Genomic DNA, 21,628 nt, shown 5'->3' with positions numbered 1-21,628 from the left:
ACACTCACGGCCCCGTGGCCGGCGGAAGCGTCGAACCGCGAAGTCCAGTTCCAACACAAGCTCTGAGAAAGGCTCTCGACATGTCCGACCTGTTGCGCGCTCCGGCCGAGATCAAGTACGCCGAGGAGCTGGACTGGCTGGAGTCGATCGACGACGGCCCCAAGCCGTTCGCCTGGCGGCTGTCCCCGAAGATGGTCCGCCTGTTCGTGCTCGGCTCCGAGCGCGCCGACGGCCTCGACCGGGAGATCGCGCCGAAGTGGTTCGGCGACCGCAGTTTCGTCGAGCGCTCCATCGTCACGCTGGCCTCCGACCGCGGCCTGCTGCTGATCGGCGACCCCGGCACCGGCAAGAGCTGGCTGGCGGAGCTGCTGGCCGCCGCGATCAGCCGGAACTCCACGCTCGTCGTGCAGGGCACCGCGGGCACCACCGAGGACCAGATCAAGTACTCGTGGAACGTGTCCATGGTCATCGCCAAGGGGCAGTCGCGGGAGTCGATGATCCCCTCGCCGATCATGACCGCCATGGAGACCGGCGCGATCGGCCGCTTCGAGGAGCTCACCCGCTCCACCAGCGACGTGCAGGACGCGCTGATCTCGATCCTGTCGGAGAAGTACATCTCGGTCCCCGAGCTCGACGGCGACAACATCGTCTTCGCCAAGCCGGGCTTCTCGATCATCGCCACCGCCAACAGCCGGGACCGGGGCGTCAACGACCTGTCCTCGGCGCTCAAGCGCCGCTTCAACTTCGTGCGAATCCCGGTGGTGACGAACAAGAAGAGCGAGGCGGAGATCGTCCGCTTCCGGACCGAGGAGCTGTTGCGCCGCCACCAGATCGAGCTCGACGTGCCGCCGACGCTGCTGGACGTGCTGCTGCGCAGCTTCGCCGATCTGCGCGCCTCCGCGGCCGCGGCCGGCAGCGACGACGAGAAGCTGGAGTCGGCGCTGTCCACCGCCGAGCAGATCGGCGTGCTCGAAGACGCGATCCTGCACAGCAACTTCTTCGGCGAGCACGCGCTGACCGCTCGCACCCTCGCCTCCTCGCTCGTCGGATCGCTGGCCAGGCGAGCGCCGGAGGACCTGGCGATCCTCAACAAGTACCTGCACGGCGTCGTCGAGCCGCGCAGCAAGGACGAGGGCGGATCGTGGCCGGACTTCCTGGAGGGCGGCCGCGACGCGATCGCCACCCTGTCATGAGCGGCGCCTTCGACGCGCTCCGCACGCAGCTGCGGGAAGCCGCCGCGGCGTTCGCCGACGGGCCCGATGCGCTGGAGGGCATCCTGCTCGGCATCGTCGACGACGTCGACCGCGCGCAGCGCGAGCCGCTGGAGATCTTCCCGGTCTGCCACCACTCGCCGGCCTCGGCCATCGCGATGGCCCGGCGGCTGCGGGAGAAGCAGCCGAAGGTGGTCTACCTGGAGCTGTGCGAGGACATGGCGCCGCTGCTGTCCGAGCTGCGCAACTGCCGGCTCCCGGTCGCGGTGCAGGCGTTCGCGACCGAGGTCGAGGGCTTCCCGGTCGAATGGTCGCCGCTGTCGGTGGTCGCCCCGATCACCGAGGCGTCGGCCGAGTACCAGGCGATCGCCTACGCGCTGGAAACACCGGGTGTCGAGCTGGTCCTCGTCGACCGCTCCTCCGACCACGTCTTCCAGTGGGAGGAGCCCGCCGACCCGGACGCGCCGCAGGCGGAGGAGGAGGCCGCGCTGCACGGCGACGCGCGCGGCGTGGAGATCGGCGACCTGCGGCCGCGCTTCGCGGAGCTGGAGGAGCACCTGCTGCGCCACGGCCGGGTGCGGCACTGGTCGGAGTGGTGGCACCAGTACGTCGAACTGCCGCTCGGCGACAGCGACCACGACGCCTACCGGCAGGTCATGCTCCTGATCGGCAGCCTGTTCCGCCGCCTCGCGCCCGGGGATCAGCAGCGGGTGCGCGTGGACGAGGACCGCGAGCGCTACATGTGGACCAGGATGCGCGAGCACCTGGCCGCGACCGGCGCCGATCCGGCGGACTGCCTGTACGTCTGCGGCGCGTTCCACGCGGCCAGCCGCGTCGCGGAGTTCGGCGTGCACGGCACGGACACCTTCGAGATCAGCCCGCCCAGCGCCAGCAAGTGGCAGCACGGCCTGATCCCGTCGAGCAATGCGGCGATCGAGGCGCAGTTCGGCCTGGCCGCCGGTTCGGTGTCGATCGCCGCGACGGAGTGGGCGAAGAACCTCAAGCGCACCAAGGTGCAGCCGTTCCGGCTCGCCGGGCAGGCGGGTGCGAAGAAGAAGCCGGGGAAGACCGCGCCGCCGGTCGATCCCGCGCCGTCAGGGCCTTCGGACAAGCTCTCCGGCTTCCTCCAGCGGCCGCCCGTCCTCGACCGGCTGGACGAGGCCGAGCTGCTGGGCTGGTCGGTGGACATCGTGCGCGCCGCGCGCCGCAACGGCTACCTCGCGTCCACCGCGGACGCGATCGCCGTGTTCGAGACGTCGATCCTGCTGGCCGGGATGCGCGACCGGGCCAAGCCCACGCCGTACGACTTCCAGGACGCGGCGATCACCTGCATCGAGAAGGACGCCGTGCCGGGCAGGCGCGACGTGCGCCGCCTCGTCGAGATCATGATGGGCGGCGACCGGATCGGCCAGGTCGGCTACGACGCGCTGCCGCCGCTGGCGCGCGACGTGCACGACCGGCTCGCGCCGCTGGAGCTCAAGCTCCAGCAGCGCGGCGTGCAAAGAGCGTTGCTGGACATCGCTTCCCGGCCGGAGCTGGCGCAGTGCTCGGACGTGCTGTGGATGCTGCGCTACCTGCTGCCGCGCGGGGCGGCGCGGCCGATCATGGGCGAGCGGCGGCTCGGCGAGCGGCCGATCCAGGAGTCGTGGGACGTGGCGCTCGGCACCCACCAGCGGGCGCTGATCGAACTCGGCTACGAGGGCGTCAGCATCGAGCAGGTGCTGGAGCAGCGCCTGCGCAGCGCGGCGTACGGCCCGCGCGCGACCACGGCCACCGTCCTCGAAGCAGTCGAGGACGCGACGCTCTACCTGCGCAGCCGGCGCCTCGCCAACGAGTTGGGCACGCGTGCGCTGGAAGTCCTGGCGACCGAGCGCAGCGTCGATGGCGCGCCGGAAGTCCTGCGCCGGGTGCGCCGACTGCTGGCGTACTACCGGACCAGCGAGCCGGTGCTGCCGCCGTGGATCGAATCGTTCGTCAAGACCGGCTACGCGCACTACTGCACCCTGCTGCCGACGGCGTTCACCGACGAGGACGCGACCGTCGACCAGGTCGCCGCCATGCTGGGCTTCCTGTTCAGCATGGAGAGCCTGGCGCTGTCGCTGGGCTGCGACCGGGCGCAGCTGGAGCTGGCGTTCGCGCAGTCGCATCCGCAGGAGCCGGCGAAGCTGGCGCTGCTGTGGGCGGCTCAGGTGCAGCTCGGGCAGCTCTCCCGCGCGCAGCTGCGGGCGCGGTGCGACGAGTTGCTCGCCAACCCCATGGTGGTGCCCGTTTACCCGCGCTACCTCAGCGGATTCGTGCACGCGCTGGAGCCCGTGCCGGGCCTGACCGACTTCGTCGTGGAAGCGGTGTCGAACGCGTTCCGGCGGCTGCCGGACCCGGTGCTGCTGCCGTGGTTGCCCAGCCTGATCAGCACTCTGCGCTCCGGCGGCGCGGAACTGGCGCCGATGCTCATCCGCGAGGCCGGGCGGATCTTCCCCGGCCGCCTCGCGGAGCTGGACGAATGGGTGCCGCCGTGGCTGGCCCAGCCGACGCCGGAAGCGGTGCCGCCCCGGCGAGCGCCGCGCGGGGGTGGGGCCGCGCTGCTGGCCGCACATCCTGCGACCTGCGACGCGGTGGCGGATCTGCTGGGCTGCGACGGGGCGTGGCAGCCGGTCGATTCCGGTGGGGCGGGCGCCGAGCTGCTCGGCCGCTACCCGGAAACGGCGGCAGCGCTGGCGGAACTGCTCGCCAGGCCGTGATGTCGGCGCGGTGGCCCGGGCTGCGGGCCACCGCGTCAAGTCCATAGTGGACAGTTTGTCGTGGGCTGCGTGCTCGTTCGCGGCGCGTCATCGGCAACGCGCTCATGGCGCTCCCCGTCACCGGATGTCGTGGTCCGGATGGGTCTGGTCGTACTGCTGCCGTGCCTCCGCGATGACGGCGCGATGGGTGAGGGACCAGTCGGCGAGCGCTTTGACCAGGTGGGTCAGGCTGGTCCCGGTCTCGGTCAGGCGGTAGTCGACCTGGGCCGGGACGGTCGGGTACACGGTGCGCAGGATGAGTCCGTCGCGTTCCAGCCGGCGCACGGTGAGCGTGAGCATGCGCTGGGAGATGCCGTCGATCGCGCGTTGTACCTCGCGGAAGCGGCGCGGCCCGCCGGCGAGTTCGACGATCACGAGCACCGACCACTTGTCCCCGATGCGGTCCAGGACATCGCGGATCCCGCAGTCCGGATGATCCGCGCGTCCGCAGGGATCCAGACCGGTGGTTACCCCGGTGTGCGTCAGTGACATCGAACTGCCTCCTTGTGGCCGGTGCGCGAGCTGATCAGGATCAAGCGTAGTTACCGAAGAGAACCACGACGGGAAGACCATGACTGACTTGATCTTGGTGACCGGAGCGAGCGGGAACCTCGGTTCGGCCACTCTCGCGGCGCTGCGCGCCCGAGGCGCGATCGCGACGGGCGGCAGCCGCACTCCGGGCGACGGGATGCGGCGGCTCGACTTCGACGACCCCACCGGCATGGATCTCGCCGGTGTGTCGGTCCTGGTGCTGATCTCCGCCGGCTATGCCGAGGACGACCAGGTCATCGCGCGGCACGCGGCCGTCCTGGACGCCGCCGTCCGGGACGGTGTCCAGCACGTCATCTACACGAGCCTGACCGGCGCCGGCGACCACCTCGGTTTCGCACTGGCGCACCGCGCGACCGAACGGCTCGTGCGCGCTTGCGGTCTGCCGTGGACGATCTTGCGCAACGGCCTCTACGCCGAACTCTTCGGCGGCCTCCTGCAGTGGGCCGATGACGGGCTGGAGTCCGCTTTCGGCGACGGTGCCGTGGCCGCGGTCACTCGTGCGGACCTCGCCGAGGCCGCGGCGCTCATCGCGGCGGACCCGGCGCAACACAGCGGGCGCACCTACGACCTGGTCGGCACGCCGATCACGGCGGCGCAGGTGGCCGACCGGCTCGGAGTCCCGCACCGCACCATCGGCCTGGGGGAGTTCCGGCGCAGGGTTCTCGACGAGATGCCGGGGCTCCTGCCGTTCCAGCCGCCCATGCTCGCCTCGATCGCGACCGGCATCCGGCACGGCTTCCTGGACGGCGCCGGTCCCGACCTCGCCGGCATCCTCGGCCGCCCGGTCGGCGACCCGCTGGCGACGGCTGTCGCAGTCGCTTCCGCCACGAGGCCGGGACAGCCGGATGGTGGCAGGTAACGCGCGGCGACGACGGCAGTGCTGGCGGAACTGCTCGCCAGGCCGTGAGACCGGTGCGGTGGCCCAGGTTCACGGGCCACCGCACCAGGTCCACAGTGGACCAGATGTTGCGGGCGCGAGATCGTCGAGGGCTATCCCACCGAGGACGGCTGGTGCGTCATCGAGCCGCCCATGACGGTTGAAAGTGACGCCGCCCGTTCGTGAATTCGGAAGTCGGCCGGCGGGCGCGGCCCTGATCGATGCCGGTAAGAGCTGGCGTCTCCAGTGCGGTGACCGCAAAACCACTGGCATGGCCGCTTCCGCTCTCGGTACGGTCCTGCCATGTCCCGATCAGCCGAGACCGGCCGCATCCCGCCCCCTGTCACCGCTGACGACCTCGACCTCGCCGTGCGACTTGCCGTGGCGAGTCTTCGCGGCGCGCCCCAGGCGGCGTGGGACCGCAAGGCGGGTTCCCTGGAGTGGGACTGCTGGGAGACCGTTGAGCACCTCAGCGACGACCTCTTCGCGTACGCGGTCCAACTAGGCCCCAGGACGCCGCCCTTGGACGGCGAGGTGCCCTTCGCCTGGGAGAGCCGGCGGCCCGGCGGCCCCGCGAACGCCGTCCACGCGAATCGGGCTGCGGGGCCTGCCGGGCTGTTGCAGGTGCTTGAGGCGAGCGGCGCACTGCTGGTCGCCATGGTGCGCACCACGCCGCCGCAGACCCGCGCCTACCACGTCTACGGCGTCTCGGACGCCGAGGGCTTCGCCGCGATGGGGATCGTGGAAACCTTGGTGCACACCCACGATCTGGCCGAGGGCCTCGGGGTTGCCTGGACCCCGCCTGCCGATCTGTGCTCGCGGGTGCTCGCCCGGCTGTTCCCCGACGCCCCGAAGACCACGGACCCCTGGCCGACCCTGCTGTGGGCCACCGGACGCGCCGAATTGCCTGGGCAGCCTCGTCTTTCCACCTGGCGCTGGGACGGAACACCTCGGGCGTAGAACGAGACTGCGCGGCGAAGGGCACGTAGCCGCCCGACGCGCAGATGCCCAGCACGCCGATGCGCCCGGCGTCGACGTCGTCGCGGACGGTCAGATGCGACACGGCATTGCGGAAGTCGTCGGCGCGCTGGAAAGGGTCCTCCAGGCCGCGCGGTTCGCCTTCGCTCTCACCCGGTGGGCGGAGCCGAAGGCCAGCGCGATGAAGCCGGCTGGACCTTCTGCGCGTTGCGTCGCCGCGGCCGGGAGGTGTCCTTGCCGGCGAGCTCGAACATGTACTCGCGCCCGTCGTCGTCGAGGTGCAGCACCCGGGCGATGGTATCCAGCACCGGCGCGGAGGACTGCATCCGACCCTGCTCCACGCGCGTGTAGTAGTCGGTGCTGATGGTGGCGAGCAGCGCGACCTCCTCGCGGCGCAAGCCCTTCACGCGCCGGGAACCGGCGGACCCGTGAGGGGGACAGATCCGTGCCTGGCTGCGCGGCGGGTCCGCGCGATCAGCCGGCGGCGGGGAAGCCGCGCTGCCGAGCGGCCTCGTACAGCACCACGGTCCCCGCCGAGGCCGCGTTGAGCGAGCTCGCGGCGCCTCCGATGGGAACCCGGACGATCTCGTCGCACAGGTCGCGCCAGGTCGCGCTCATCCCGGAGGTCTCGTTGCCGATCACCAGCAGCACGGGCCGGGTGAAGTCGAATTCGGTGATCTCGGCGGTGCCGCGCTCGTCGGTGCCCACGACCGCGATCGGCACGCCGCGCCGCCGGTGCCCGTCGACCCAGTCGAGCACGTCCTGCGGCGACGGCACCCGGACCGCGGGGACCGAGAAGAGCGAGCCCGTGCTGGCGCGCACCGACTTCGGGTCGTAGACGTCCGCGGCGTGCCCGCTGACGATCAGGCCGCCGGCGCCGAAGGCGTCCGCGGAGCGGGCCAGGGTGCCGATGTTCCCGGGGCTGGTGGGCCGGTCGAAGACCAGGCCCAGGAAGTCCTGCCCGACCGGCAGCCGGTCGAGGTCGTCGGCGGGCAGGGCGGCGACGGCGATCAGCTCCGGCGCCTCGGACTCGCGTTCGCCGAGTTCCCAGAGCAGATCCGGGTGCACCTCCACGGCGGGCGCATCGCATTCGTCGATCAGCCGCCGGGCCCAGGTGGACAGCTTCCGGCCCGACGGGTACAGGAGGTTGCGCAGCGGCCAGCCCTGCTCGACGGCCAGCGTGATCGGCCGGACGCCGTGGATCAGGAACTCGCCGGAACGCTGCCGCTTCGTGCGGTTCGACAACAATGCTTGCCACTGCTGGAAAAGCGCGTTCCGGGTGCTGACCCGGAGTCCTCGGGAACGGCCACCCCCGCGCTGGTCCTGGCCCCTTCGTCCCCGGTTACGTCCTGCGTCCGACACCGGAGAAGGTTAACAGGCGGCGGCGACCGCGAGCGCTCGACGGTCCAATGTCGACCGACGCCCGAGAACGCCGGACCGACGGCTCCGGCCTGCCGCCCGCACGGTTCCGCGCGATCTTGCGGCGCGGGGCCCAGGCGCACAGTTCGCATTCTGGGCCGCACCCGCCGTAGGCTGGCGGTGCAGAAGGCGGGCGCTGTGCGCCCGGTGCCGCTACTTCGTTGTGGGGCCGAAATGGCCAGTCGAACGTCGCGCAGGCTGGTGGGAAATCTCCCCGCCGAGCGAACGAGTTTCGTGGGCCGTCGGCAGGAGTGCGCCGATGTGCGAGAACTCCTGTCCCGCTCCCGGTTGGTGACGCTGACCGGCGTCGGTGGGGTCGGGAAGACCCGGCTGGTGCTGCGGGTCGCCGCGCAGCTGGGCCGCGCCTACCGGGACGGCGTGTGGCTGGTCGAGCTGGCCGAGGTGCGCGACGACGACCTGGTGGTGCACACCATCGCCCAGACGCTCGGCATCCAGGACTGGTCGTCCCGGGGCGTGGAGTCCGTGCTCGCCGAGTACGTCCGGGACAAGGACATCCTGATCGTGCTGGACAACTGCGAGCAGGTGCTGGACGGGTGCGTCAAGGCCAGCGCCGTGCTGCTCGACGCCGCGCCCGGGCTGCGGATCCTGGCCACGAGCCGGCAGCCGCTGGACGTCTACGGCGAACACGTCCTCGTCGTGCCGACGCTGCCGGTGCCCGGACCGGCGGAGGTCGACGGGGGCGCGGGCACGTCCAATTCGGTTCGGTTGTTCATCGACCGGGCCTCGGCCGCGGGCTTCCGGTGCCCCGCGGGCCGGGAGAGCACCATCGTCGAGTTGTGCCGCGCGCTCGACGGGATCCCGCTGGCGATCGAACTGGCGGCGGCCCGCACCCGGTTCCTGTCGCTGGACGAACTGCTGTTGCGGATCGGCGACCGCTTCCGGCTGCTCTCCAGCGGGAACCGCACGTCCCTGCCGCGGCACCAGACGCTGCAGGCGACCATGGACTGGAGCTACGAGCTGTGCTCGGCCGAGGAACGCATGCTGTGGGCGCGGTTGTCGGTCTTCGCCGGCGGCATGGACCTGGCGGCCGCCGAGCACGTCTGCAGCGGCGACGGCCTCACCCCGGACCGCGTGCTGGACCTGATCGCGTCGCTGATCGACAAGTCGATCCTGATCCGCACCGCGAACCCGACCGGCGATCTTCCCGCCGGCACCCGCTACCAGCTGCTGTCGACCGTCCGCGAGTACGGCCAGAGCCTGCAGGACGAGGAGGAGCGGGCCCGGCTCCGCCTGCGGCACCGGGACTGGTACCTCGGCCTGGCCGAACGCGCCGCCCGCGAATGGTTCGGCCCGCGCCAGCTCGAATGGCGCGCCCGGATCACCATCGAGCACGACAACCTGCGGGCGGCCATGGAGTTCTGCGCGTCGAAGCCCGAGCACGTGCAGGCCGGGCTCCGCCTGGCCGGGGATCTGTGGTTCTACTGGACGGCCTGCGGGCTCATCGCCGAGGGACGGCAGTGGCTCGACCGCCTGCTGGCGCTGGATGCGAGTCCGACCGCGGCCCGGGCGACCGATCTGTGGGTCTGCAGCTGGCTGGCTTCGCACCAAGGTGATGTGGCCTGGGGCCGGTCGACGGCCGAACGGTGCTTCGCGATCGCCCAAGAGCTCGACGATCCCAGCCTGGCGTCCTTCGGCATGCACTTGCGCGGCGTCGCCGCGTTGGCCGAAGGCGAGCTGGAGCAGGCCCACGAACTCTGCACGCAGGCGTGGGAGCGGCACCGCACGCACGCGGAGATCACCAGCCCGATGGTCATGTCGCTGGTCCAGGCGGGTCTGGTGGCCTGCCTGCAGGGCGACAGCGAGCACGCGATAGAGCACGCCGAGGAGTGCCTGCGGATCACGTCCAAGGCCGGCGAGCTGTGGACCCGCTCCTGGTCGCTCGTGGTGCGCGGGCTCGCGCGCTGGATGCGGGGCGATGCGACGGCCGCCGTGGCGGATCTCCGGGAGGGCATCGGCATCAAATGCCGCTTCAACGACCTGTTCGGCCTCGGGGTGGCGGTGGAGGTCCTGGCGTGGTCGCACGTGTCGCTGGGCGAACACGACCAGGCCGCCAGGCTGTTCGGCGTCCTCGGGCGGATCTGGCCGCTGGTCGGGATCCCGCTGCTGGGTTCGCAGCAGCTGATCGACTACCGGAGCCGGGCCGAAGCCGAAGCGCGCGCGGAGCTGGGGGACGGCGTCTTCGACAAGCTCGCCGCGGAAACCGCGAAGCTACCGCTGGCGCAGAGCCTCCCGATGATGGTGCGGGGCCAGGCCCGGTCGGTTCCGGTGCAGAGCGCGGCCCCGCCGGCCGGGGACCGGCGGGGCGGGCCGCTGACCCGGCGCGAACTCCAGGTCGCCGAGGCCGTCGCCCGGGGCATGTCCAACAAGGAGATCGCGGCGAACCTGGTGATCAGCCAGCGCACCGCGGAGGCGCACGTCGAGCACATCCTGACCAAGCTCGACTTCGGCTCGCGCACCCAGATCGCGGCGTGGGTCGCGGCACAGCGCAAAACCGAGGGCGCCACCTAGCGGGCACCCGAGTGGGATGGACGACAGCCGCCACGTCCGGTGATCGCCGTTCGAGCAGGTGGTGGATTTCTTGCGAGGTTGCCGGCCGTCCTCGTTGGACACCGCGCTAGCGCAGGTCGCGGATCATCGACATCAGCAGCTCGTGGGTTTCCGCGTCGGCCGCCGCGACGAGCCCGCGGCTCGTCTCCGCGAGCGGGGCGCCGTCGATCCCGGTGACCACGCAGCCGGCGGCGCGGCACACGGCGATGCCTGCGGCGAAATGCACGCTCCCGCACAGGTCGTCGCCATCGGTGACGTATGCGGCGCGCTTGCCCGCCGCGACCCACGCGAGCGCCAGCGTCGTGGACACGACCCGCGGCCGGAACCGCTCGACGAATCCGGGGTGGGCCAGCAGGTCCACGGCCCGGAAGCCGGGCGCGTTCGGAAACGGCGAATCCAGGTTGACGTCCACCAGTCGGCTGGTCGGCGTGGGTGCCAGCGGCGCATCGACCCCCTCGTGCCGCACCCAGGCGGTCTCGCCGTCGGTGACGAAGACCTCGCCGCTGAAGGGGTCGGCGACCGCTGCCGCGCCGTTGCGCAGCGCGACGTTGACGGCCACCACCATGGTGCCGACGGCGTAGTTCAGCGTGCCGCACAAGGGATCCACCAACCATTGGCGCGCGGCGGTGGCGGATCCACGCTGGCCGCCTTCTTCGCCGAGCACCGCATCACCGGGTCGCGCGGCCCGGATGACGCCGAGGATCGCCTCCTCGGCCGCCACATCGGCGGCGGTGGCGAAGTCGCCCGCGCCCTTGTCGATGCGGGCGAGCCGGCGGCCGTACATGCTGCGCACCACGTCCGCGCCGGCACCTGCCGCGGCCGTTGCAACCCCGGCATCATCAGAGGCCGCGTAAGAGTCGATCACGCCGCCAGAATATGACTTCACCACTGCGTCCGAAGCCCACTGGCTCCGCAGTGGATCAGGCCGGGGCCAGGCCGATGCCGATCGGCGCGTTCTCCTCGCCGCGCATCTGGCGCAGCACGGTCTCGTTGTCGAAGTAGATCCGCTCCGCGAGCAGCTTCGCGGCGTCGTCCGAGCGGAACAGGTAGAACGCCGCCAGCTCGAACGAGACCGGTTGGCCGGTCGGCGGTACGCCGCAGTACTCGCCCTGGTGCGTGCCGCTGACCGTCACCTCGCGCACGGACGATCCGGGCATGTCGTACTCGGCGTTCACGGTGATGCGGAAGTCCGGAACGGCGGTCTCCAAGATCTGGTAGAAGTCCTGGACGCCCTCGAACCCCGCGTACCGCGTGCTCAGCGGGACGACGTCGTAGTAGGCGTGCTCGTCCTGGATGAAGGTGCCGTACACCCGCGACCAGTCGTGGGCGTTCTCCGCGTCGATGTGCTCGGCGATCGTGCGGCGCTGCAGTTCGATCCGTTGTCCGTCGCTGGTCGCCATGTCGGCCCCCGATTGCTCAGCCATGGCAGTACTTCCGCGTTCGGCCCTACCCGTCAGGAATCCGGAGCCCATGCGCGTCCGCCGACCGGAAGCGGTGACCCGTACAGAGGCGAAGGTCCCGGATTTAGGTAGTCACTACGTAGAACTCCCGTGTTTCCCCGGGGGCCTCGCGGGCCAAGCTGGGTTCCGTACCGAACAGATACCCCTCAGGAAAGAACACCATGCACACCCCCCGATCCACCACCGAACACCCGGCAGTCCGCACGCTCGATCCGCGTACCCCGTCCCACCCGCGGCCCCACGTCTACCGAAATCTGTTCATGGGCACCTGGATCTGCGATCAGGAGGGCACCCGAGCCAACCCCGGCCCGGAACACGCCCGCACCGTCTACCGCACGCACCTCGACGCGGTGCGGGCCGCCGTCGACATCGAAGCCGCGCAGCAGCCGGTCGCCGCGTGAACGGCGAAGACGACGATTTCCCGGGCAACGAGATGATTTTGCACAAGTGCACCGAGGCGGAGCTCGACGACCGGGCCCGCCGCGCCGAGCACCACATGAACATCGCCCTCGAATCCCGCCGCTGGAACCTCGCCCAGCGCTACCGCGAAGAGATGCGCGCCGTGGCGGCGGAATCCGCCCGGCGAGACCGGCGGGGCTGAACGCGGTGACCTGGTGGTCCCGTCACCAGGTCACCGGCAATTCCACCAGCGTGCCCGCCGTGCGCCCGGAGGCCGTCATGGCCTGGCTGGACGCCGGACGTCCCGAGCCGAACGAGATCGCGGACCGGATCGACCGGGCGGTCGAGGGCGTGATCCGGGCGGCCGGAAGTCCCTGAATCCAGGGGAAAACCGACCGCGTCGCGACGTAGGTCTTGAGTAGACGATTTCTTGGTGGGCGTCGGTCAGGCTACGCCTGAGCCTTGCGGTGCGTCAGCTGGATCAGCGCCCGGGCGGCCGCGCTGAGGTAGGCGTTCTCGCGACGCAGGATGCTGACGGTGCGGCTCGGGAGCCCGGGATCGAGCGGGATCGGGTGCAGGCGGGGGTGTTCCCGCGTGATGGCGTCCGGCAGCACGGTGGCCAGCGCGGTGCGCTGGATGATCTCGGTCAGCGCGGTGATCGTGTTGGTCTCGACCGCGATCGGCATCTGCGCCCGGTGCTGCGCGAAGTAGGCGTCGATGTGGCCCCTGGTGGCGAAGTCCTGGCTGAGCAGGGCCAGCTGCTGCTGCGCCGCTTCGGCGACCGGCAGCGGCCGAGTCCGCCCGGCGTGCGGATGGCCGGGCCCCACGACGAGGCTGAGGGATTCGGCGAACAGCGCGGTGCTCTCGATGCCCGGCAGGTGCGCGCCTTCGAAGGCGATGCCGAGGTCGAGTTCGTCGGCGAGCAGGGCGGATTCGATCCGGTCCTGGGTCATCTCCCGGACGTCCAGGCGGATTCCCGGGTGCCGGTCGTGGAATTCGCCGGCGAGCGGCCCGATCAGGTAGGCCGTGAAGGTCGGCGTCATCGCCAGGCGCAGGTGGCCGCGGGTGAGGTCCTGGACGTCCAGCACCGCGCGCCGGCCCGCGGCCAGGTCGCGCAGGGCCCGCCGGGCGTGGTCGGCGTAGGTCGCGCCCGCGTCGGTCAGCCGCACGGTGCGGCCGGTGCGGTCCAGCAGTTGCACGCCCAGCGACTTCTCCAGCTGCTTGATCTGCTGCGACAGCGTCGGCTGGGAGATGTGCAGGTCCTCGGCGGCGCGGGTGAAGTTCGCGTGCTCGGCGACCGCGAGCAGGTAGCGCAGGTGGCGCAGCTCAAGGGGCATGCCGCGACTATAGATGAGACCAATCGTGATCATGCGAAGTGCGACTTGGACACTATCGCCCCTGCTGGTGCACGGTTGAGTGGTCGGTCCCCGCAGAAGTCCGGAAGGAGAGTGGGCATGCACCACCTCGCCGAGGGAATCCACCGCTTCCAGGAAGAGGTCTTCCCGGCCAAGGCGGACCTGTTCGCCGGCCTCGGCGCCGTCCACCGGCCGAGCACGCTGTTCATCGGCTGCTCGGACGCGCGAGTCGTCCCCGAGCTGATCACCCAGCAGGAGCCGGGCGAGCTGTTCGTCATCAGGACCGCGGGCAACCTGGTGCCCGCCTACGCCCCGGGCGCGGACGGCGTCACCGCGAGCATCGAGTACGCCGTCGCGGTCCTGGGCGTGTCGGACATCGTCGTGTGCGGTCACTCCGCCTGCGGCGCGATGACCGCCATCGCCGAGGGCCACGACCTGACCGGCATGCCCGCCATCGCCGACTGGTTGCGCCACGCGGACTCCGCCCCCGGCCGCACCGCGCCCGGCGATCGCGATGCCGTGGGTGCGCTGGTCCGCGACAACGTCGCCGCGCAACTGGCGAACCTCGCCACGCATCCGTCGGTGGCGCGGGCCCTCGCGAAGGGCACCGTGCGAATGCACGGCTGGATCTTCGACATCCCGACCGGCGCCGTCGACGAGCTCGACGCCGGCGACCTCCGCCCCCAGGTCGCCTGATCCCGGCTCGTGCGCGTTTGGAGCGCCATCCAAAACGCTCACGAGGCAGGACGCAACCGCCCCGACACCGCGGGCGGACCCGCTCAAGCCCCGCCGCAGCGCGCGGCGGCCACCCGAAAGGAAGCAAGTCCCATGCCGCACGCCCAGTTCGACCCCACCGCCCGCCAGTCCGTTGCCGCGGCCGCCGTGGAGGCCAAGACCCGCAAGAACCTGACCTGGCAGCAGATCGCCGAGGCCGCCGGCCTGTCGCCGGCCTTCGTCACCGCCGCGGTCCTCGGCCAGCACGCCCTGCCGGAGGCGTCGGCCAAGGCCGTCACCGAACTGCTGGGCCTCGACGACGACGCCGAGATGCTGCTGCAGACCATCCCGACCCGCGGCTCCATCGACGGCGGTGTCCCGACCGACCCGACCATCTACCGCTTCTACGAGATGCTCCAGGTCTACGGCACCACCCTGAAGGCCCTGGTCCACGAGCAGTTCGGCGACGGCATCATCAGCGCCATCAACTTCCGGCTGGACGTCAAGAAGGTCGCCGACCCCGAGGGCGGCGAGCGCGCCGTGATCACCCTCGACGGCAAGTACCTGCCGACCAAGCCCTTCTGAGGCGGACCCGAACCAGCGCAACCGGAGGAAGGAATCCCGTGGACTTCGCACAACGCACCATCGACCTCGCCCGGCAGAACGTCGCCGAGGGCGGCCGCCCGTTCGCGACGGTGATCGTCAAGGACGGCCAGATCGTCGCGGAAAGCCCCAACAAGGTGGCCCAGACCGGCGACCCCACCGCCCACGCCGAGATCCTCGCCATCCGCGAGGCCTGCACGAAGCTCGGCACCGAGCACCTCACCGGCGCCACCATCTACGTCCTGGCGCACCCGTGCCCGATGTGCCTGGGCTCGCTGTACTACTGCAGCCCCGACGAGGTGGTCTTCCTCACCACCCGTGACGACTACGAGCCGCACTACGTGGACGACCGGAAGTACTTCGAGCTCGCCACCTTCTACGGCGAGTTCGCCAAGGACTGGGACGAGCGCCGCCTGCCGATGACCTACGACCCCCGCGACGCCGCCGTCGACGTCTACCGGGAATGGCAGGCGCGCAACGGAGGGGAGCGCCGCGTCGCCGGAGCCCCGACCGCGTGATCGCGTCGGCTCGGCCGGCCCGGCTCCGGGCCGGCCGAGCCGGTCTCGCGCCCGGTCACCCGCCGGGTTCGCCGGAGATCGGGAGTTTGTTCCCGGTCACCGGGGAGGACAGGACGATCGAGGTGGTCGTCCGGCCCAGCGCGGTCATCGACCCGAGGATTTCCTCCAGCCGGCCGACATCCGGCACCGCCACCTTGAAGATCCAGCAGTCGTCGCCGACGACGTGATGCGACTCCAGGACTTCCGGGATCTCCGCCAGCCGGTCGATCGAGCCCTCGACGGGCTCGGCGCCGAACGCGGCCAGCCGGATGAACGCGACGACGTGGAAGCCCAGCTTCGCGGGGTTCAACCGGACGGCATAGCCGGTGATCACGCCGAGCCGCTCCAGCCGGCGCAGCCGCTCGGCCACCGCGGGTGCGCTCAGCCCCACCCGGCGCCCCAGCTCGGCGTGCGTCATCCGGCCGTCCTCCTGGAGTTCGGCCAGCAGCGCGTGGTCGACCGCGTCCGGTTCTTCCGCCACCGTCACCCCTTTGATTCCAATGCCGTGGACAGAATCTAGCTTATGATCATAAGCTGCGAGCGTCACTGACATTCGAAAATGTCGGTCGAGTGCGATCTGGTGCGACGAACTCCGGGAGGCGATCGCGATCCGCGCCCGTTCGTCCTACGCCTGCCCGCGCTCGGCTTTCCCGTTGCCGGCGAGCAGAAACGAGACGCACATGGCGCAGCACGTTCCGGTTTGCGCAGACGCTCCCCAGCGTCGGATCCCGAAGCACGGGCTCGGGGAGAAGGAAATGCTCCAGGCCTGGCTGGAGTTCGGCCGCAACACCATCCTGGGCAAGGTGGCCGGACTCTCCGAGGACGGCGGCCGGTACAACCCGACGCGTTCGAACACCTCGCTGGCGGGCATCGTCAAGCACCTGACCACCGTGGAACAGCACTGGTTTCAGGTCGTCCTCGGCGGCCGGGCCGTGCCGATGCCGTTCGGCCCGCAGAACCCCGACGGCGACTGGATCGCCTCCGCCGACGAGTCCCTGCCCGATCTGGTGGCCCGCTACCGCGAAGCGTGCCTGGGCAGCGACCGCATCATCGACGATCTGGAGCTGGACAGCACCGGCGCCCAGACGGCCGATGACTACACGCTCCGCTGGGCGCTCTGCCACGTCGCCCTGGACACCGCCCGCCACGCGGGCCACGCGGACCTCCTGCGCGAGCAGTGGGACGGTGCCCGCGGCTGGTGAGACCGCGGCGGCGCCGCCCGACCCCGCCGATGGCCGGCGTCAGGGACGCCGTTGGCGGCGTTCGGCCGCCTTCTCCTTGATGCGCGCCGTCTCCTTGCGGACATCCGCCTGGGTGGCGCGCTCCTGCTGGAGCCACTCGGGGTTGTCCGACTTCAACTCCTCGATCTGCTCCGTGGTGAGCGCCTCGGTGACCCCGCCGCGCGCGAGGCCACCGATGGAGACGCCCAGCTTCGCCGCGACGACCTGCCGCGGGTGGGGGCCGTTGCGGCGCAGCTCGCGCAGCCACTCCGGCGGGCTGGTCTGCAGGGCGTTCAACTCGTCGCGCGAGACGACACCCTCCTGGAACTCCGCGGGGGTGGCCTGGAGGTACACGTTCAGCTTCTTCGCCGCGGTCGCGGGCTTCATCGTCTGGGGGGTCTTCTGCGACGTCATGCCCTCAAGGGTATCGACCGGGTGCGCACTACCTGCGACGACGCCCGGTAGCCTGGCCACGTGACAGGCACGGACGGACAACCCTCGTTCACGCTCGCTTACGTACCGGGGGTGACGCCCGGCAAGTGGGCGCGGACCTGGCACGAGCGGTCGCCCGAGGTCCCGCTGCACCTCGTGCAGGTGACCGCCGCCGAGGCCGCGGGCCTGGTGCGGGCCGGTGACGCCGACGCGGTCCTCCTCCGGTTGCCGACGGACCGGGAGGGCCTGCACGCGATCCCGCTCTACACCGAGACGACGGTGGTCGTGGTCCCGAAGGACCACGTCGTGACCACGGCCGAGGAGGTGTCCGTCGACGACCTCGCCGACGAGCTCGTGCTGCACCCGCTCGACGACACCCTCGACTGGGAGCGGCCGCCCGGCCGCCCGGCGCTGGAGCGCCCGGCCACGACCGCGGACGCCATCCAGCTGGTGGCCGCCGGCGTGGGCCTGCTCGTCGTCCCGCAGTCGCTCGCCCGGCTCCACCACCGCCGGGACCTCACCTACCGGCCGATCGTCGACGTGCCGCAATCGCGGGTCGCGCTGTCATGGCTGGAGGACGAGACCACCGACCTGATGGAGCAGTTCATCGGGATCGTCCGGGGGCGGACCGTCAACAGCACGCGCGGACGCCCACCGGCCCCGGCGCAGGCGAAGAGCAAGCGTCCCGAGGGGGACGCCAAGAAGGCCGCCGCGCGCAAGCCGGCCGGTGGCGCCCGGCAGTCGCGTTCCGGCGCTCCCAAGCGCGGGAAGCCCCGCCGCCGTTCGTAAGCGCCTGCTCCGTCTACTGAGGACTCGACGGGCGGGTCTGGGTGACGCGCCACAGCCTGCGGGGCAGTTCGCCCTCTTCGAACGCGTGGACCTCGTCGAGGCGCCGGCCGGCGGCGAGGTCGTCCACGAGGGCCCGGTCGAAGAAGTGCACCGCGAAACCGCCGTGCTCGTAGAGGTCGTCGCCGTTCGAGATTCCGGCGCACCAGTGCGCGTCTTCGGTGTGGCGGACGGACGATTCCAGATTCGAGGATATCGCCGCTTCGCCTTCTGCGACTGCCGTTGCCACGGATTCTGCGAGTCCGGGGAGTTCGCCGGACCCGCGGCGGGGCGGGGCAGAACCCCTGCCGCGGGTCCGGCGAGGCCGCCTCAGCGCGATGCCGTGAGGCGGCCGGCAATGGCGTCGTCGAGCAGCGCGTCGACCGTTTCCCGGGCGCACGTCCGGTTGGCGCCGATGCCGCCGGTGGGGCCGCGCTTGATCCAGCCCACGACGTAGGTCCCCGGCCGTCCGTCCACCCGGCCGTCCGCGTGCGGGATGGTGCCGGTGTCCTCGTCGAAGGGCAGGCCGGGCAGTTCCGCGCCCCGGTAGCCGATCGCCCGCACCACCTGACCGGCGATGACCTCCACTTCGCCGGCGCGACCGGTGACGCGCAGCGCGCGCACCTGCGTGTCGCCGCTGATCTCCACCGGCGCGGAGTGGAAGCGGAGCACGATGCGGCGGCGCCCGTGCCGGGGCGGCGCGGACCAGTCGACGGCCTCGCGCGGGAGGCCCCGGAGCAGGCTCGCCTTGGCGCCGGCGGGTGCCGTCTCGATGGCCGCCTCGATCTGCGCGTCGTGGCCGTCCACGACGAGTTCGACGTCGTCGAGCTGGGTGAGCGCGAGCAGCTCCGGCGTCGTGTACGCGGCGGATTCGGGGCCGCGGCGGCCGAGGAGCACGACCTCGCGGACCTTGCTCGACCGGAGCTGAGCCAGCGCGGCGGGGGAGATGGTGGTGCCTTCCAAGGCCGCCGGATCCGCGGTCAGGATCCTGGCCACGTCGAGCGCCACGTTGCCGTTGCCCACCACGACCACCCGCTCCGCCGAGAGGTCGATCGCATCGGCCGGGACGTCCGGGTGCCCGTTGTACCAGCCCACGAGGGTGGTGGCGGCGACGCTGCCGGGCAGGTCCTCGCCGGGGATGCCGAGTCGGCGCGCCGAGGAGGCGCCGACGGCGTAGATCACCGCGTCGTGCCGGGCGGCGAGCTCGTCGGCGGTGACGTCGCTGCCGACCTCGACGCCCAGCCGCAGCCGCAGCCGCGGGTGGGTGTGGAAGCGGCTGAAGGTCTCGCCGATCTTCTTCGTCGACGGGTGGTCGGGCGCGACGCCGTAGCGCACGAGCCCGCCCGCAACGGGCAGCCGGTCGATCAGTGTGACCCGGGAGTTGGTGCGCAGGAGCAGGTCCTCCACCGCGTACATGCCCGCGGGGCCGGTGCCCACGACCGCGACGTCCAGCGGCGCGAAGTCGCTGGGGATGGCGCGGCCGAACACCGGCGGCCCCCAGCGGTGGAAGTTCGGCGCCGGATCGGTCGTCTCCGCAGTGGGCTCCGCGCCCGCGTAGTAGGCGGCGTTGACCTCGGCGTACGCCCGCAGGGGCTCGGTCAGGTGCTCCACCGGGAAGATCGCCTCGACCGGGCAGGCATCGGCGCAGGCACCGCAGTCGATGCAGGAGGCGGGGTCGATGTAGAGCATCTCGGTGGTGCCGAAGTCCGGCTCGTCCGGCGTCGGGTGGATGCAGTTGACCGGGCAGACCTTCACGCAGGTCGCGTCGTTGCAGCAGGTCTGGGTGATCGCGTACGCCATGGCTCAGATCAGGTTCGCGCGCTTGTAGAACCACTGCGACGCCTTGGTGAGCAGGCCGGCGGAGCTGAGGAACTCCATCAGGCCGGCGCAGCTGGAGCGCAGCATCGACTTGTGGTGCTCGTTCGCCTTCGCCTCGCGGATGGCCCGCTTCGGGTCGAGCCCGGCGTTCTCGTACACCTTGCGGTTCCACATGCTGGTGACGATGAAGTACGACGCGCCGGCCACCACGATCGCGGTGATCTGCCGACGCAGCCGGCCCGCGCCCTCCAGCCGTGTCTTGGTCTCCTCGCGGGCGAACTTCATGTGCCGCGATTCCTCGACGACGTGGATGTTGTTCACCGTCCGGACGAACGGCACGACCCGCTCGTCGCGCATCCAGTCCCGCTGCATGACGTCCAGGACCTCCTCGGCGACCAGGATCGCCGCGTAGGCGGCCTCGCCGAACGCGACGGTCTTGAACACGCGGCCGAGCTCCACCACCAACCGCGTCGGCCGGTACGCCGGGGCGCGCAGCTTCGCGGCGCCGCGCGCGAACATGATCGAGTGCCGGCACTCGTCCGCGATCTCGGTCAGCGCCCACTGGAAGGCGGGATCGGTCGGGTCCTTCGCGTAGAAGTCCCGCAGCACCATCTGCTGCAGGATCATCTCGAACCAGATGCCGGTGCTCGCCACCGACGCGGCCTCCTGGCGCGTCAGCTCGCGCTGCTGCTCCGGCGTCATCTCCTGCCAGTAGGACGTGCCGTACAGCGTGCTCCACTCGGGGCTGGTGCCGTGGTAGCTCGTGTCCAGCGGCGTCTCCCAGTCCACCTTCTGGACCGGGTCGTAGGAGAGGATCTCCGAGGAGCGCAGCAGCCGGTCCGCGAAATCGGCGCGGTCGGACTGCGGCGGCGTTCCGTGGTCCCGGGCGATGCTGCCGGTCATGGGCGCTCCCTGCGACGGTGACGGCGGTGTCTCGCGTTACCCGGCGATACCTGCTAACGCGAGTAACAGGTATCAGGATCGATGACATCGGCGACTGTGTCAATGGCTATTGCAATGATTGGCGGCCCTGCCCGTCCCGGGCCCCGGTCGCGGCGGGCTGATTGGATGTCCCCGTGGACATCCTGTTGCTTCATTCCGCGTTCGGTCTGCGGCCCGCCGTGCAAGCCGCCGCCGAACGGCTGCGCGTGGCCGGTCACGAGGTGCACGTCCCCGACCTCTTCGACGGCCGGACCGCGGAGACGGTCGAGGACGGCATGCGCATCACGGAGGAGATCGGCCGGGACGAGCTGCTGCGCCGCGCCGTGCAGGCGGCGGCCCCGCACAGCGACAAGGGGCTGGTGTACGCCGGGTTGTCGTTGGGCGCGGCCATCGCGCAGAACCTCGCGCTGGCCGACGAGAAGGCCCGCGGCCTGCTGCTCCTGCACGGCACCTCGGACATCGCCGAGAACGCGGCCGTCGACGACCTGCCCGTGCAGCTGCACGTCGCCGACCCCGACCCGTTCGAGACGGCCGACTGGCTGAACTCCTGGTACCTGCAGATGCGGCGGGCCGGGGCGGACGTCGAGATCTTCCAGTACCCGGGCGCCGGGCACCTGTTCACCGACCCGGACCTGCCGGACTACGACGCGGAGGCCACCACGGAGGCGTGGTCGGTCGCGCTCGCGTTCCTCGAATCGCTCTGAACCGGGCTGCCATAGGGGGCAGGGCTTTGTTGTTGAAGCGGCGCAGCCACTCAGAGGTCGTTTCCGAATGGCTCCGCCAGGCTCATCCCGAAGGCAGCCGGTGCCTGACACCGAGGGCGGTTTCGCCCGGACTCGACGAACCAGGGCTGCCCGGCGACGCTCTTGTCCGTCACCCCGACGACCGTGGTCTCGCCCCGGAACGTCACCGTTTCCACGC

Annotated in this window: 25 protein-coding genes; 14 read left to right on the top strand and 11 right to left on the bottom strand. The window is 71.2% G+C overall.

Going from position 1 to position 21,628, the window contains the following annotated elements:
* The first annotated feature begins 80 nt into the window (after nt 1–80).
* Together ACWEV3_RS33545 and ACWEV3_RS33540 are read left to right on the top strand one after the other, a co-directional pair.
* Complete coding sequence (locus ACWEV3_RS33545) at nt 81–1,193, top strand: ATP-binding protein (RefSeq protein WP_452617733.1); 1,113 nt, start codon at nt 81–83, stop codon at nt 1,191–1,193.
* Nucleotides 1,190–3,949: a hypothetical protein gene (locus ACWEV3_RS33540; RefSeq protein ID WP_452617732.1), complete on the top strand. Its 2,760-nt coding sequence runs from the start codon at nt 1,190–1,192 to the stop codon at nt 3,947–3,949. The genes ACWEV3_RS33545 and ACWEV3_RS33540 overlap by 4 nt, the downstream gene beginning before the upstream one ends.
* 117 nt (nt 3,950–4,066) lie before the next feature.
* Here the strand turns inward: ACWEV3_RS33540 and ACWEV3_RS33535 are convergent, their stop codons facing one another.
* A complete protein-coding gene (locus tag ACWEV3_RS33535) occupies nt 4,067–4,480 on the bottom strand; it encodes a winged helix-turn-helix transcriptional regulator (RefSeq protein ID WP_452617731.1) in 414 nt (137 codons plus the stop codon).
* 79 nt (nt 4,481–4,559) lie between these two features.
* Between ACWEV3_RS33535 and ACWEV3_RS33530 the strand changes: the two genes are divergently transcribed.
* A complete protein-coding gene (locus tag ACWEV3_RS33530; protein WP_452617730.1) occupies nt 4,560–5,399 on the top strand; it encodes an NAD(P)H-binding protein in 840 nt (279 codons plus the stop codon).
* A 321-nt stretch (nt 5,400–5,720) separates the two neighbouring features.
* Nucleotides 5,721–6,377 carry a maleylpyruvate isomerase N-terminal domain-containing protein gene (locus ACWEV3_RS33525; protein WP_452617729.1) on the top strand — a complete coding sequence of 219 codons (657 nt, stop codon included), beginning with the start codon at nt 5,721–5,723 and terminating at the stop codon, nt 6,375–6,377.
* Between the two features lie 167 nt (nt 6,378–6,544).
* Here ACWEV3_RS33525 and ACWEV3_RS33520 read toward each other — a convergent pair whose 3' ends face one another.
* On the bottom strand, nt 6,545–6,802 hold the full coding sequence (locus ACWEV3_RS33520; protein ID WP_452617728.1) for a helix-turn-helix domain-containing protein: 258 nt from the start codon (nt 6,800–6,802) through the stop codon (nt 6,545–6,547).
* Nucleotides 6,803–6,869: 67 nt separating this feature from the next.
* Nucleotides 6,870–7,757 carry a TrmH family RNA methyltransferase gene (locus ACWEV3_RS33515; RefSeq protein WP_452617727.1) on the bottom strand — a complete coding sequence of 296 codons (888 nt, stop codon included), beginning with the start codon at nt 7,755–7,757 and terminating at the stop codon, nt 6,870–6,872.
* 291 nt (nt 7,758–8,048) lie between these two features.
* Here ACWEV3_RS33515 and ACWEV3_RS33510 point away from each other — a divergent pair, with 291 nt between their 5' ends.
* Nucleotides 8,049–10,343: an ATP-binding protein gene (locus ACWEV3_RS33510; RefSeq protein WP_452617726.1), complete on the top strand. Its 2,295-nt coding sequence runs from the start codon at nt 8,049–8,051 to the stop codon at nt 10,341–10,343.
* A 106-nt stretch (nt 10,344–10,449) separates the two neighbouring features.
* Here ACWEV3_RS33510 and ACWEV3_RS33505 read toward each other — a convergent pair whose 3' ends face one another.
* Both ACWEV3_RS33505 and ACWEV3_RS33500 read right to left on the bottom strand, forming a co-directional pair.
* Complete coding sequence (locus ACWEV3_RS33505; RefSeq protein WP_452617725.1) at nt 10,450–11,247, bottom strand: inositol monophosphatase family protein; 798 nt, start codon at nt 11,245–11,247, stop codon at nt 10,450–10,452.
* Nucleotides 11,248–11,302: 55 nt separating this feature from the next.
* Nucleotides 11,303–11,806: an ester cyclase gene (locus ACWEV3_RS33500; protein WP_452617724.1), complete on the bottom strand. Its 504-nt coding sequence runs from the start codon at nt 11,804–11,806 to the stop codon at nt 11,303–11,305.
* A 197-nt stretch (nt 11,807–12,003) separates the two neighbouring features.
* Here ACWEV3_RS33500 and ACWEV3_RS33495 point away from each other — a divergent pair, with 197 nt between their 5' ends.
* From ACWEV3_RS33495 to ACWEV3_RS33485, 3 genes are read left to right on the top strand one after another with little or no spacing between them, the layout of a single operon-like run.
* Nucleotides 12,004–12,243, top strand: a complete 240-nt coding sequence (locus ACWEV3_RS33495) for a hypothetical protein (protein ID WP_452617723.1) — start codon at nt 12,004–12,006, stop codon at nt 12,241–12,243.
* Nucleotides 12,240–12,443, top strand: a complete 204-nt coding sequence (locus tag ACWEV3_RS33490; RefSeq protein ID WP_452617722.1) for a hypothetical protein — start codon at nt 12,240–12,242, stop codon at nt 12,441–12,443. Before ACWEV3_RS33495 ends, ACWEV3_RS33490 begins: the two co-directional genes overlap by 4 nt.
* Nucleotides 12,444–12,448: 5 nt before the next feature.
* Nucleotides 12,449–12,619, top strand: a complete 171-nt coding sequence (locus ACWEV3_RS33485; RefSeq protein ID WP_452617721.1) for a hypothetical protein — start codon at nt 12,449–12,451, stop codon at nt 12,617–12,619.
* Nucleotides 12,620–12,690: 71 nt separating this feature from the next.
* Here the strand turns inward: ACWEV3_RS33485 and cynR are convergent, their stop codons facing one another.
* A complete protein-coding gene (gene cynR / locus ACWEV3_RS33480; protein WP_452617720.1) occupies nt 12,691–13,578 on the bottom strand; it encodes a transcriptional regulator CynR in 888 nt (295 codons plus the stop codon).
* 117 nt (nt 13,579–13,695) lie between these two features.
* On the opposite strand from cynR, the gene ACWEV3_RS33475 reads away from it, so the two are divergent.
* The 3 genes from ACWEV3_RS33475 to ACWEV3_RS33465 all read left to right on the top strand — a co-directional run bounded on the left by ACWEV3_RS33475 (nt 13,696) and on the right by ACWEV3_RS33465 (nt 15,431).
* Nucleotides 13,696–14,292 (top strand): carbonic anhydrase, encoded by a 597-nt coding sequence (locus tag ACWEV3_RS33475; RefSeq protein WP_452617719.1) that lies wholly within the window; start codon nt 13,696–13,698, stop codon nt 14,290–14,292.
* Nucleotides 14,293–14,424: 132 nt separating this feature from the next.
* Nucleotides 14,425–14,895, top strand: coding sequence for a cyanase (gene cynS, locus ACWEV3_RS33470; RefSeq protein WP_452617718.1), 471 nt, complete (start codon nt 14,425–14,427; stop codon nt 14,893–14,895).
* A gap of 38 nt (nt 14,896–14,933) precedes the next feature.
* Nucleotides 14,934–15,431, top strand: a complete 498-nt coding sequence (locus ACWEV3_RS33465; RefSeq protein WP_452617717.1) for a nucleoside deaminase — start codon at nt 14,934–14,936, stop codon at nt 15,429–15,431.
* 55 nt (nt 15,432–15,486) lie between these two features.
* Here ACWEV3_RS33465 and ACWEV3_RS33460 read toward each other — a convergent pair whose 3' ends face one another.
* Nucleotides 15,487–15,951, bottom strand: a complete 465-nt coding sequence (locus tag ACWEV3_RS33460) for an Lrp/AsnC family transcriptional regulator (RefSeq protein WP_452617716.1) — start codon at nt 15,949–15,951, stop codon at nt 15,487–15,489.
* A gap of 199 nt (nt 15,952–16,150) precedes the next feature.
* Between ACWEV3_RS33460 and ACWEV3_RS33455 the strand changes: the two genes are divergently transcribed.
* Entirely contained in the window at nt 16,151–16,672 is a 522-nt protein-coding gene (locus ACWEV3_RS33455; protein ID WP_452617715.1) for a DinB family protein, read from the top strand.
* A 39-nt stretch (nt 16,673–16,711) separates the two neighbouring features.
* On the opposite strand, the gene ACWEV3_RS33450 is transcribed toward ACWEV3_RS33455, so the two are convergent.
* Nucleotides 16,712–17,104 carry a DUF5997 family protein gene (locus ACWEV3_RS33450; RefSeq protein WP_358566325.1) on the bottom strand — a complete coding sequence of 131 codons (393 nt, stop codon included), beginning with the start codon at nt 17,102–17,104 and terminating at the stop codon, nt 16,712–16,714.
* A 60-nt stretch (nt 17,105–17,164) separates the two neighbouring features.
* On the opposite strand from ACWEV3_RS33450, the gene ACWEV3_RS33445 reads away from it, so the two are divergent.
* Nucleotides 17,165–17,911: a LysR family transcriptional regulator substrate-binding protein gene (locus ACWEV3_RS33445; protein ID WP_452617714.1), complete on the top strand. Its 747-nt coding sequence runs from the start codon at nt 17,165–17,167 to the stop codon at nt 17,909–17,911.
* Between the two features lie 13 nt (nt 17,912–17,924).
* On the opposite strand, the gene ACWEV3_RS33440 is transcribed toward ACWEV3_RS33445, so the two are convergent.
* From ACWEV3_RS33440 to ACWEV3_RS33430, 3 genes are all read right to left on the bottom strand, one after another.
* On the bottom strand, nt 17,925–18,197 hold the full coding sequence (locus tag ACWEV3_RS33440) for a hypothetical protein (protein ID WP_452617713.1): 273 nt from the start codon (nt 18,195–18,197) through the stop codon (nt 17,925–17,927).
* 80 nt (nt 18,198–18,277) lie between these two features.
* Entirely contained in the window at nt 18,278–19,747 is a 1,470-nt protein-coding gene (locus ACWEV3_RS33435; RefSeq protein WP_452617712.1) for an FAD-dependent oxidoreductase, read from the bottom strand.
* Between the two features lie 3 nt (nt 19,748–19,750).
* Nucleotides 19,751–20,668, bottom strand: a complete 918-nt coding sequence (locus ACWEV3_RS33430) for an AurF N-oxygenase family protein (protein WP_452617711.1) — start codon at nt 20,666–20,668, stop codon at nt 19,751–19,753.
* Nucleotides 20,669–20,841: 173 nt separating this feature from the next.
* On the opposite strand from ACWEV3_RS33430, the gene ACWEV3_RS33425 reads away from it, so the two are divergent.
* Nucleotides 20,842–21,411, top strand: coding sequence for a dienelactone hydrolase family protein (locus tag ACWEV3_RS33425; protein WP_452617710.1), 570 nt, complete (start codon nt 20,842–20,844; stop codon nt 21,409–21,411).
* Nucleotides 21,412–21,628 lie beyond the last annotated feature (217 nt).

Source organism: Saccharopolyspora sp. NPDC003752 (genome assembly GCF_053605825.1).
Note: the sequence above shows the minus strand (reverse complement) of the source record. Positions and strands in the feature narration are given on the sequence as shown.

Coding starts and splice junctions, on each gene's coding strand:
- ACWEV3_RS33545 (WP_452617733.1), top strand. CDS start 81: ATGTCCGACCTGTTGCGCGCTCCGGCCGAGATCAAGTACGCCGAGGAG.
- ACWEV3_RS33540 (WP_452617732.1), top strand. CDS start 1,190: ATGAGCGGCGCCTTCGACGCGCTCCGCACGCAGCTGCGGGAAGCCGCC.
- ACWEV3_RS33535 (WP_452617731.1), bottom strand. CDS start 4,480: ATGTCACTGACGCACACCGGGGTAACCACCGGTCTGGATCCCTGCGGA.
- ACWEV3_RS33530 (WP_452617730.1), top strand. CDS start 4,560: ATGACTGACTTGATCTTGGTGACCGGAGCGAGCGGGAACCTCGGTTCG.
- ACWEV3_RS33525 (WP_452617729.1), top strand. CDS start 5,721: ATGTCCCGATCAGCCGAGACCGGCCGCATCCCGCCCCCTGTCACCGCT.
- ACWEV3_RS33500 (WP_452617724.1), bottom strand. CDS start 11,806: ATGGCTGAGCAATCGGGGGCCGACATGGCGACCAGCGACGGACAACGG.
- ACWEV3_RS33495 (WP_452617723.1), top strand. CDS start 12,004: ATGCACACCCCCCGATCCACCACCGAACACCCGGCAGTCCGCACGCTC.
- cynR (WP_452617720.1), bottom strand. CDS start 13,578: ATGCCCCTTGAGCTGCGCCACCTGCGCTACCTGCTCGCGGTCGCCGAG.
- ACWEV3_RS33475 (WP_452617719.1), top strand. CDS start 13,696: ATGCACCACCTCGCCGAGGGAATCCACCGCTTCCAGGAAGAGGTCTTC.
- cynS (WP_452617718.1), top strand. CDS start 14,425: ATGCCGCACGCCCAGTTCGACCCCACCGCCCGCCAGTCCGTTGCCGCG.
- ACWEV3_RS33455 (WP_452617715.1), top strand. CDS start 16,151: ATGGCGCAGCACGTTCCGGTTTGCGCAGACGCTCCCCAGCGTCGGATC.
- ACWEV3_RS33450 (WP_358566325.1), bottom strand. CDS start 17,104: ATGACGTCGCAGAAGACCCCCCAGACGATGAAGCCCGCGACCGCGGCG.
- ACWEV3_RS33435 (WP_452617712.1), bottom strand. CDS start 19,747: ATGGCGTACGCGATCACCCAGACCTGCTGCAACGACGCGACCTGCGTG.
- ACWEV3_RS33430 (WP_452617711.1), bottom strand. CDS start 20,668: ATGACCGGCAGCATCGCCCGGGACCACGGAACGCCGCCGCAGTCCGAC.